A 10,079-nucleotide genomic window follows, 5' to 3' on the forward strand; every position below is an offset into this window, starting at 1 on the left:
AGGAGTAATTAACATGAGTAAAAAAATAGAAGGAATCTTAACCGCTATTGTGACAACGTTTGATGATAACGGCAATTTTTGCCCCAGTCGGATGCGTAAACAAGTTAAGCGCCAATTACACCATGGAAATAGTATTTTTTGTAACGGTACCAATGGCGAATTTTTCGTTTTAACTCAGCAAGAAAAAATCAAAGTTGCTGAAGTTTGTGTTGATGAAGTTGCCGGGCGCTTCCCAGTCATGGCGCATATAGGTGAGATCTCAAGTCAGGAAACAATAAAATTGGGTAAACAGATCGCGAAATTAGGCGTAGATGCCGTGTCGGTCATTGGCCCATATTTTATTCCATTAAAACAACAAGAGCTAATTGACCACTATACCAAAGTCGCCGATGCATTAACCGTACCGATTTATTTGTACAACATTCCCGCTCGAACGGGCAACAAAATCGAACCGCAAACCGCCGCCATACTGGCAGAACATCCGAATATTTGGGGTATCAAAGACAGTGCGGGCAGTATTGAAAGTTTGCAAGGGTTTATTGATATAGCCAAACAATTTGAAGGGTTTGATGTGTTAACTGGACCCGACTCTTTAATTTATCAAGGTTTTGTTGGCGGAGCCGTTGGCTCTATCTCAGGCCTTGCCAATGTCGTACCGGAACATATACAGGCGATTTGGCAACACTTTAAAGCCGGTGATCTTGACCACGCCAAAGCGGCGCAAGAGTTGGTCGGTGATTTGCGGCAGCGTCTTTATGCCACGGTATTTTCGCCGGCTGCTGTCAAAAAAGCGTTGTCATTAATGGGCGAGCAGGTGGGAGAAAGCCGTTATCCAATCCTATTTTCTGATTCTGATATTGCCACAATTAACGATCTTGTGAAGCGATTGTAATAACTATTTAACATGCACTGATAAAGTAAAGAAGGTGATTTATGCATTACTTTGGAACAATGGACACAATCATTATTATAAGTATTGTGGTGATTTATATTTTAGCTACTTCTGCAATGACCTATTTTTTAAGAAGTAAAAATAATAGTGATTTTATGGAAGGATCGCGTGCGGTACCTGCAATCGTTGTCGGTGTTTTATTAATGACCGAATATATTGGCGCTAAGTCGACTATAGGTACTGCGCAATCAGCTTTTGATAATGGGATTGCCGCGTCATGGTCAGTGATTGGCGCCGCAATTGGTTTTCCGCTGTTTGGTCTGTTATTAGTTAAAAAGATTTACAACACTGGGGAAATCACTATTTCAGCAGCCATTGCTCAAAAATATGGGCATTCAACTAAAAATCTTATTTCGATCATTATGATTTATGCTCTGCTATTGGTTAATGTGGGTAACTATATAAGCGGTGCGGCAGCGATTTCAACCGTGCTGCAAATTTCGTTACCGGTTGCCGCTTTTATTACCGCTGTTGTCAGCACATTCTATTTTGCTTTCGGGGGACTCAAAGGAGTGGCTTATGTCACTATCATCCATAGTGCCGTGAAATATTTTGGGGTGTTATTTATTTTAGCAACGGCATTGTATTTAACCGGTGGTATATCACCCATGATTGAACAGATGCCGCCACACTACTGGACTTGGGACGGCTCAATCGGTGCCAGTACTATTTTTGCTTGGTTAATCGGTACTATTGGCTCGATCTTTTGTACTCAATTTGTGATTCAAGCTATCTCGTCAACGAAAGATGCCAAATCGGCAAAACGTGCTTGCTGGTATGCTTTCTTCTTCTGCCTGCCTATTGCTATAGCTATTGCGGTAATTGGAGTTTGTGCCAAATTTCTTCATCCGGATATAAATAGCTTATATGCTTTACCGGTGTTTATACAGGATATGAATCCATTTATGGCCGGTGTGATTACCACTTCCTTAGTCGCTTCAATTTTTATTAGCGTCAGTACCGTTGCTTTAGCGATTGCCTCACTGATTGTTAAAGATTTTTATGTGCCATATTTCAAACCTTCACAAGAAAAAGAGTTTAAAGCAACCAAAGTGATTTCGGTTTTCGTTGGTTTTGCTCCTTTGCTGTTAGTACTGGCATTTCCGGAAGTGTTAAAGCTTTCATTTTTTACTCGTGCTATTCGGCTATCAATCACTATTGTGGCAATGATTGCTTTCTATTTACCTTTTTTAAATAGTACCCGAGCAGCAAATATGGCCTTGATTGGGGCGGCTATTATTACATCGGTTTGGTTTTACTTAGGTGATCCATTAGGCGTGAATAACATGTATGTTGCGCTTCTTTCGCCTGCTGTAATCATGCTGTTAGACAAATGTTTAATTAGCCCTTTTGTTAAATCTAAAAAATAATGTTGATTGTTTATAGGGAGATTACCTCATGACCCAAATTAAACCGGACTGCTGCGGCAGATTGAGTATTAATAAAAATGATAGTGCCCGAATTGAGGCATTTCTACCAACCGAATGTGTACAAAACCATGCGGCTAATTTACTACCATTACCAAATGGTGATCTACTTTGCACTTGGTTTGGCGGTACGCAAGAGGGGATAGCTGATATTTCCGCTTATTATTCAAGACTAAAAAAGGGCAGTCAAACTTGGACTAAAGCGGTCAAGCTTTCCAATGACGCAACGAGATCAGAACAAAACCCACTGTTTTTTCTGGCTCCGGATAATGTATTGTGGCTACTGTATACCGCGCAAATCGCCGGTAATCAAGATACGGCAATTGTACGATATCGTCAATCGCATGATTTTGGTGAAACTTGGGGACCAATTAAAACGTTACTGGAAGATCCCAATAAAGGTATTTTTATTCGTCAGCCTATTACGGTAATGCCAAACGGGGATTGGTTATTACCGGTGTTTTACTGTATTGCAAAACCCGGTGAAAAATGGGTAGGAAGTTATGATACAAGTGGTGTGATGATCTCTAAAGATAACGGGAAAACTTGGCTTAATGTTGATGTGCCCAATAGTTTAGGCTGTGTGCATATGAATATTTTATTATTGAAAGACAACAGTTTGTATGCGCTTTTCCGCAGTCGTTGGGCAGATAATATTTATGCTAGCCGATCGACCGATGGCGGATATCATTGGTCTACACCAATAGCCACCAATTTACCTAATAATAACTCCTCCATTCAAGCCACCGTTTTAAATAACGGGCATATTGCCTTAGTGTTTAATCAATCGAGTGCTAAAGATGCAATTGCAAGGCGTATATCACTTTATGATGAAATTGAAGATGAAAGTTGTGCCAATAAAAAAGAGGCCGAAATTATTGACGGGCAAAAAAATGCTTTTTGGGGCGCACCACGAGCACCTATGTCATTAGCAATTTCAATGGATAATGGTGAAACTTGGCCTTATATCCGGCATATGGATGAAGGCGACGGTTACTGCATGACAAATAATTCTAAAGATAGCTTAAATCGTGAATTTTCTTATCCCACTATTAAGCAAAGTTCAGACGGTAAATTACATATTGCTTATACCTATTTTCGTATGGCTATTAAATATGTTGTGATTGATGAAAATTGGGTTAAAAATTTCAACTAACCGCTTGTGCACTTATCGCATGATAGGTGCGCAACATTTTGACACTGTAGAATAATGCAGTATAAGGAGATGAAAGATGATTGCCGGTCACTTAAACAATCTAAAGTTAGCCACTTTACCAGATACATTATACTCAATATTATCGAGCGCTGAGCTAAGCTTGAATGCACTTCAAAATCAGGCCGACGGACGTTATCAAATGGAGGGAGAACAATGGTTTTACACCATTGGTGATGCTTGGACTTCACCTCGGCAGGAGCGGCACTGTGAATTTCATAAACAGTTTTTAGATATTCAATTAATCCTCAGAGGTGAAGAGATTATTGCCTACAGTTTGCTAGATGCCTCACATTTACCTTGTTATGAAAAGAAAACTGATCTGTTTATTGTTAGTCAAGCCAGCTTAAATAACTTCATTCATTTAACCGAAGGTGAGTTTGTGACCTTTTATCCGGGCGAGCTACATCAAGCGCTATGTATGGTTGATGAACCTAAAAAAGTACGTAAAGCGGTGTTCAAGGTACCGATTGACATTATTTAACGGTTTCCCCGTTTCGGTTACGACCTTTTATCCGGGCGAGCTACATCAAGCGTTATGCATGGTTGATGAACCTAGAAAAGTACGTAAAGCGGTGTTCAAGGTACCGATTGATATTATTTAACGGTTTACCCGTTTCAGTTACGGTCATTTTTTAGATTCATTAAATCTCTGTTTCTAAAGCAAGTGAAAATATACAACTTGCTTTATTAAAAATTAATTGGTGTTTTTCGCTTCTAATTCTCTAAATTTTTGCTGAATAAGATGCTGTGTATTTCGATATAAACTAACTTTATATCGAACCATAGTTAAGAATATTAATTTACTTCTAACGGTTTTCCGTCGGTTTCAATATTAATAAATTCCATACCGGTAGGATTTACCGCCATGATGGCTTTGGCTAATGTTTCATGAAAAACGATGTGAAGCGATTCTCTTAATAAAAAAACTAATCTTTGTTCCAAAGGAATTTCATTTAAAATTTTTCTGTCTAAAATGAGTTTTTTTATAAAATATGTTCTTCTAGGCTTTTCATAATCGGATTTATCTTTATCTAAAGCCTCGATTATGTTGTCAGAAAGTAGACAAAAATAGTCCTTAATGAGTTTACCTTGTGGGGTTGTTAATTCAGTGTCAATAATTTTAATCCCTTTAGGCTTAAAGCTTTTAATGACATTGGCAATTTTATCGGTAATAAAAATCTCAGGACCAGACAAAAAATCAGACATAACGGGCTGAGAGGGTATCGTTCCATTAAATTCCAAATTTATTAAAGTGGGGTTTAAGTGATTATCACGATCGGTTATACGAAGCAATGGATAGGCTTGGTCTGATTTTCTTTGTATAAAATAATAATTTTCCATATTTTATTTCTCTTTAACAGGTTGTATTTTTTGGGGGAGAAATTAGATTTGCTGATTGATGGTTAAAATAGTAGCATGAAGTATGTTTTCTGAAGTGTTTATTTTTGTAATTATTTTACCTATCTATTATGTTTTTCAAAGCTTTGAATAACAAAATAAATAGGAGATTGGATTTAATCTCCTTCTATATGCTCTCTGTTGATATATTCATAAACGCTATTTGTTAGTCATATAACTGTTTAAATTGCGCTAAATGATAGGCTAATATTTGGCTCAGTAATGGCTTAAATATGCCAATCTTCTACTTTAATAAATTTTAAACCAGTTGGTTTAACAGTCATTAATGCTTCAACTATAGATCGGTGATAAAGCATTATTGTGTGATCTTCTCCTAATTTAAAAATTAATCTTTCTTCTAACGGAATATTTTTTAAAATATTTTCATCAAGCTTAAATTTATCGATAAAATAACAATCATCCCCTTCGTCGAATTTAGAGTTTAGTTTATCCATTGCATTAATAATATTATAAATATGTATATAAAAGTAATCCTTAAAAATATCACCTTTATTACTTGTAATCATAGCTGGAATTAGTTGAATTCCAAATATATTGAGTGAAGACAATATTTTTTTTAACTTATCTGAGATTACTGATTCAGGTTGGGAAAAATAATCACCAATGACTGGGCTGGCAAAATAGGGTTCACTAAATGTAAATTCCATCACTTTCGGTTTGTGAATTTTTTCATTTTCGTAATCATATAGATATTCTTCCGTATGTTCCGAATCAGGATCACACATAATTAAGGGATAGGAATGACTTGGATTACGTTGTAGTACGTAATACTCAAGTTCGTCATTTGTACTATTCATGTTTCATATTCCTTTTATTTAATGTTATTGGTTTTTCATCATTATTGTTGAATCCAGTCTAATTTTCAATCAATATCATATTTGTTTATTAATTTAAATTAACTCAATAGTTTCTTTTAAATCTTGTAGTTGGCAGGGAATTTGGATCTCAATAACCATATTTATTTTTGAATATCAAATCGGTCGGTGGTGAGTGTACAAAGAGAACTTTTATCAATTCAGATGATTTTTAGCATACTATCTATTTTACAACGTATTTCTCTTTTATTATTTTTCGATTGGTACCTTTCTACAATCCAGCCGGCACAAAAGTGCCAAGAAGCACAGCTGGATTTTGTAATGTGTATGGGTTTTAAATGCTAAAAACCGAGTTATTTCATTACTAATAGATAATCGTGTACTACTGATAACATTATGTTGCTCCTGATTGACCTCCCGCTCAGTGCGCTGCGTGCCCACCATCACACTGACACCGATTGACGCCTGTTTTTGACCTTGCTGATTTTGCAGCTGCAAATCTTCAATCGCTTCAAGTGCGGTCAGCGCAGATTTAATCGATTGCAGGGCTAATAACTTATCATTACCTTTCTCTTTCGCCCGCTCAACCGCTTTGGCTGCTTCATACATATCTGCTGCCGTACCGGTTAACGCAATGGTCAGTCCGGATTTCTCATAAGTGTACTGCTCGTTATAGGTGGTTTTGGCATCAAGTGCCTCGATAGCCACATTCTCACCGGTTAAGTTCACATCCTGCTTAGCAATAATATCACTGCCTTTGACGGTGATATCCTTACCGGCCTGAATGCTCACATTACCCTCCGTGCTGCCGACCGTACTGCCTAAATAGGCTTGCTCGCTATCGGTCTGTTTCAGATTTTCTTTCTCATGACCAATGGTCACCCCGATACCGCCACTACTCATCAGCCCGGATTTTTTCGTCTTCGTCTCTTGTTTACGGTAATAAGACTCTTCGGCGGCATCAATATCAATATTATTGCCCGCCTTCAGATTGACATCGTGAGTACCGACCACCTGACTACCGGTGACACTTAAATTATTCCCGGCGGCAATGGTGACACTATCGCCATAGAGCTGACTGCCTTTTTCGGTGGTATTATCGATTTGCGTCTGCGTGGTGGTGGTCGTTTTATTTAAAAAGCCTTTGCTTGAACTCTTATGGAACTCATCTAACTCAAATCGCTCAGACGACGTCCCGATAGCGATATCATTATCGGCATAAAGCCCTAATTGCTTACCGGCAGCAATATCGACCGTTTTGGCATCAATATCATGTCCAGCATCGATAAGGGTAGGGGGGCTTTAGCAGTTAGGATTTTATGTCGGTTGCCCTGTTATCATTAAGATTGAACAGGGCAAGTTGGTGATAGAGATTAATTTACTAGTTTAATTCCAAGCAATCAATAAGATATTTTCATTTATATTTTATTATGTGGAAATACCCTATATTTTATAAGCTTTAATGAATATATTATTCTGAAAATATTAAAATATTTTTCTCTTAATATTTTAAAGTTCAATGCATTAAAGTTATGCAATATAATTTTTATATGCAATATTACCTTTTTCACTACTACTAAAATAATTTTTGGAAAAATCATATTCTAAAAAATTAGATGAAATATTATTTAGATCTAGTTGAGTAATATTTCTATTTTTTAATTTTACAATTAATGCTTGGTATCTATTAATAATATCAACTTCATGATCTGTAATATAATCTTTAAAATCTATTGTTTGAATTAAAATATCTGATTCTTCAAAAATAAAATTTAATCTACCTGAAAAAATAATTTTTAGCTTAACTTCTTTATTGAAATAATCAGCACTTTTTCCTGCCAACCAAATGTATTTATCGCCTATATTAAAATTAGAATCTACAGAATGAAAATATTCATTTTCTCCATCATTTATTTTCAAATATAAGTTTTTTTGCTTTTTTATAATTAATTTCGCTTTTCTAATCAAGACAACTAATATACTACTTAGATCATTTAAATCAATTTCATTTAAAGCATTATTCAGGATAGTTTGAGGGTTTTGCTTTATGATAGGTAAATACCAAAAGTCCTCGCTCATATTAACCGCTATATTCTCTAATATGATTTCAAAATCATCAGTGTTATTTTCTAAGTCAAATGATAAATAGTTTTCTATTCCTATATCATTATCTAAGCATATGAACTTTTGATAACTATCAGTTATATCTAATTTATATTTCATAATAAACCTTCATTAATTTCTAATAAATTTATATTCAGTAATAGTAGGATTCTGTATTGGTTTACCGTTTGATTGTAAATAACCTTTACTCGGAATAATATTTTTTTCAACTAAAGTAAAACCTTTGCTCTTTGCAATTTTTTCTATATTATTCATAGACGGATTATTCCAACTACCTTTGACAATAATTGTTCCATTTTTATCTAAAACTCTTAATACCTCATCATTAAAAGGCTTATATTTATATGGATTTTCCATAATAATGACTTTTTGAGAACCTGTTGCAATATTTGTCAAATCATTAACATTGCCAGGATAAACATTTTTTCCCATAGGATAATCAGGATGAGATATATTATAAGCGCCTTCAATTGGTTTATTTCCTGCACCAATATTTAATGTTCCCCCTTGTTCGGGTTTGTTTAAATATCCTCCAGTCCCCTTACCAGCATTAATTTGTTGCTCTTTCGCTACATGCTCACCAAATTTACTACTTTCGTTTGCTTTCTGATTGGCAGCCTGATTATCAAGTATTTTATCCTTAGTCTCTTTATAATTTCCACCACCTTGTTCAACATTTCCTTTTCCGTGTTGTAGCTCTAAGTCTGTTTTGTCTAATGGTTTATTGGCAGTAGGTCCCTTTCCGGTCTCCAAACTACCAATCTTAACTGGGGTCCATTTCCCGTCAATCCATTGTATAATCTTACCGCCTAAAGCAGCCGTTGCCGTTCCCGCAACAGTATAGAATGACGCTTCACCAACATCATGCCCAGTCATACTTGCTAAGTTAGTCAATGCTGTTTCAAAAGAATCTGCTGGGATCTCTTTATTTAACCATTCTCTTGGAATGCTTGCTATTTTCTTTCCAAACTCCCAAGCGTCATCTGCAATTTTTCCTAGTGAGTTGTCATCAATGTATCGAATAGCTTTATCGCCACCTTCAACAATGTTATCAACCAACTTGCCAGGCGCATTTTTCATTCCTTCCCATAAGGATTGAATTTTTGTGTCATCAGGATAATATCCAAAACTCAGATCATCTGGTGATGCACCATCAGTAACTATAGTATAAAAATCACGATATCGATTATCTATCTCTTCCTGCAACCAATCTCTTCTTTCTAACTGACAAGTTGTATAGCCTTCACAATCCGCTATAATTTCTCGATATCTCTCAGCATACTCTTCTAACAATTGATTTTTATATTCTTGTAATGCTCTGATCTTTTCTTTATCAAGCTCATTTGTTTCTTTTACTACCTGCATTTGGCATTTTCTATCACCATTACAGGCTGCATATTTCTTGTCTGCTTCAGCAACATCCGCAGGGCTCAACAAGTTATTCTCAACCGCATTCCTCCCGGCAGCAATCGCCGCACCGGCAGCGCCGGTATCACCGCCACCGGCGGCAATCGCCAGGCCGGCTGCCAGCTGGGCGAGGGCGCTGATGTTTTGTTTTTCCGCTTCGGTTAAGTCTTTAACATCTTTACCGTAGAGTTGCTCACGAATCAGTTTTGCCGCCAGCTCACCGGCAACCGCACCGACCCCACCGGCAATCGATGGACCACCTTGCAGCTCCGCAACAACGGCGCCGAGTATCGCATGGGCAATTAAGTTACCGGCGATATCATCGGTCACCCAGTTACCTTTTTCATCAGCATGACCGGTATGCAGTTTGATTTGCTCGGCAATCCACGGCGCACTGGCACCCGCCAGACTACCGGTAATATCACCGGTAATCACCCCGGTCACTATCGCCATAGCGGTATCAATCCCTTTACTGACATTACCGCCCATTGCGCCCAGATTTTTATCTTTATTGGCTTTTAGCTGAGTATCAACCAGCGCGTAATAAATGGAATCTTCATTCGCACTATAATATTGTTCAAATGAGGCGTATTTCGCTTTTTCCTCATCACTTAAATATTTATATCGCTTTTCCGCTTCCGCCCGGGTTAACGCATCCTTATTTTTATCCACCTCTTTTTGTGCCTCAATGCGGTCATATTTCTTCACCACACTTTTAG

General features: G+C 37.0%; 10 protein-coding genes. 5 read left to right on the top strand and 5 right to left on the bottom strand.

The annotated features are described in order from the left end of the window. Positions 1–13: 13 nt before the first annotated feature. From J3U37_RS02700 to J3U37_RS02720, 5 genes are all read left to right on the top strand, one after another. Positions 14–892, top strand: a complete 879-nt coding sequence (locus J3U37_RS02700) for a dihydrodipicolinate synthase family protein (protein ID WP_267373191.1) — start codon at positions 14–16, stop codon at positions 890–892. Between the two features lie 41 nt (positions 893–933). Then, entirely contained in the window at positions 934–2,322 is a 1,389-nt protein-coding gene (locus tag J3U37_RS02705; protein ID WP_267335379.1) for a sodium:solute symporter family protein, read from the top strand. 28 nt (positions 2,323–2,350) lie between these two features. Further along, positions 2,351–3,535 carry a sialidase family protein gene (locus J3U37_RS02710; protein ID WP_267373193.1) on the top strand — a complete coding sequence of 395 codons (1,185 nt, stop codon included), beginning with the start codon at positions 2,351–2,353 and terminating at the stop codon, positions 3,533–3,535. Between the two features lie 76 nt (positions 3,536–3,611). Next, positions 3,612–4,076, top strand: a complete 465-nt coding sequence (locus J3U37_RS02715) for a YhcH/YjgK/YiaL family protein (RefSeq protein WP_267373195.1) — start codon at positions 3,612–3,614, stop codon at positions 4,074–4,076. Further along, the gene (locus J3U37_RS02720) at positions 4,063–4,197 is read left to right on the top strand and encodes a YhcH/YjgK/YiaL family protein (protein ID WP_267373197.1); all 135 of its coding nucleotides are present in this window, start codon (positions 4,063–4,065) and stop codon (positions 4,195–4,197) included. Before J3U37_RS02715 ends, J3U37_RS02720 begins: the two co-directional genes overlap by 14 nt. 193 nt (positions 4,198–4,390) lie before the next feature. On the opposite strand, the gene J3U37_RS02725 is transcribed toward J3U37_RS02720, so the two are convergent. The 5 genes from J3U37_RS02725 to J3U37_RS02745 all read right to left on the bottom strand — a co-directional run. Further along, entirely contained in the window at positions 4,391–4,936 is a 546-nt protein-coding gene (locus J3U37_RS02725; protein ID WP_267373199.1) for an imm11 family protein, read from the bottom strand. 284 nt (positions 4,937–5,220) lie between these two features. Then, positions 5,221–5,811: an imm11 family protein gene (locus tag J3U37_RS02730; RefSeq protein ID WP_267373201.1), complete on the bottom strand. Its 591-nt coding sequence runs from the start codon at positions 5,809–5,811 to the stop codon at positions 5,221–5,223. A 267-nt stretch (positions 5,812–6,078) separates the two neighbouring features. Beyond that, positions 6,079–7,116: a hemagglutinin repeat-containing protein gene (locus J3U37_RS02735; protein ID WP_324170081.1), complete on the bottom strand. Its 1,038-nt coding sequence runs from the start codon at positions 7,114–7,116 to the stop codon at positions 6,079–6,081. A gap of 243 nt (positions 7,117–7,359) precedes the next feature. Next, positions 7,360–8,052 (bottom strand): hypothetical protein, encoded by a 693-nt coding sequence (locus tag J3U37_RS02740; protein ID WP_220217652.1) that lies wholly within the window; start codon positions 8,050–8,052, stop codon positions 7,360–7,362. A gap of 12 nt (positions 8,053–8,064) precedes the next feature. Further along, a partial coding sequence (locus tag J3U37_RS02745; RefSeq protein ID WP_267373203.1) for a VENN motif pre-toxin domain-containing protein occupies positions 8,065–10,079 on the bottom strand: 2,015 nt, incomplete at its 5' end.

Origin of the sequence: Gilliamella sp. B3172, from assembly GCF_026536465.1 — a bacterium.
GTDB lineage: Bacteria > Pseudomonadota > Gammaproteobacteria > Enterobacterales > Orbaceae > Gilliamella.

Bases quoted from the DNA above. Each gene is read 5' to 3' on its own strand.
- J3U37_RS02700 (WP_267373191.1), top strand. From the start codon at position 14: ATGAGTAAAAAAATAGAAGGAATCTTAACCGCTATTGTGACAACGTTT.
- J3U37_RS02705 (WP_267335379.1), top strand. From the start codon at position 934: ATGCATTACTTTGGAACAATGGACACAATCATTATTATAAGTATTGTG.
- J3U37_RS02710 (WP_267373193.1), top strand. From the start codon at position 2,351: ATGACCCAAATTAAACCGGACTGCTGCGGCAGATTGAGTATTAATAAA.
- J3U37_RS02715 (WP_267373195.1), top strand. From the start codon at position 3,612: ATGATTGCCGGTCACTTAAACAATCTAAAGTTAGCCACTTTACCAGAT.
- J3U37_RS02725 (WP_267373199.1), bottom strand. From the start codon at position 4,936: ATGGAAAATTATTATTTTATACAAAGAAAATCAGACCAAGCCTATCCA.
- J3U37_RS02730 (WP_267373201.1), bottom strand. From the start codon at position 5,811: ATGAATAGTACAAATGACGAACTTGAGTATTACGTACTACAACGTAAT.
- J3U37_RS02740 (WP_220217652.1), bottom strand. From the start codon at position 8,052: ATGAAATATAAATTAGATATAACTGATAGTTATCAAAAGTTCATATGC.